At 62.2% G+C, this 487-nt stretch carries 1 protein-coding gene; it reads right to left on the reverse strand.

The features are described from left to right. Window positions 1-219: 219 nt before the first annotated feature. Window positions 220-487 (reverse strand): hypothetical protein (locus AC1DYG_RS19470; RefSeq protein WP_477641501.1); only part of this gene is annotated, 268 nt, incomplete at its 5' end.

Raw genomic sequence — 487 nt, forward strand, 5'->3', positions numbered from 1 at the left:
CTCCACGTCACCTACGAGGCAGCAGTTCCTTGAACCGCAGCAGACGAGGTCACGAACTCGAAAGAGGTCGTGACCTCGTTTTTGTCGGGTGGTCGGGTGACATCTGCCGCGACGGGTCGGCAGGTAGTCGACGTCGACGGCGCAGGGAGACCGCGATGATCGTGAGAGCCCGCCCGGTGCGTCACGCCACGCTGTTCGCAACCGGCCTGGGAACCACATCTAGATCAGGTCTAGCGGCTCCCCGAACCGCTCGTAGTAGACCTCACAAGCGAGCCCGCCAAGATTGGCTGGATCTCCGCCGTCGATGTGTGATGGCATCCGGCTTGGCTCTGTGAGAACCGCTTCGTATCTCACGCGCCCCTGGCTGACGACCCACTGCGCTGCATCTTCCAGGCCATCCTCGGACTCATCGGGCCCGAGATGGGACCGATACGGCTCGTCCTGTAGCTCGGCGGCGAAGTCCAAGAACAGATCTTGGAACTTGTAG

Source organism: Pedococcus sp. P1_H8, from assembly GCF_056405175.1.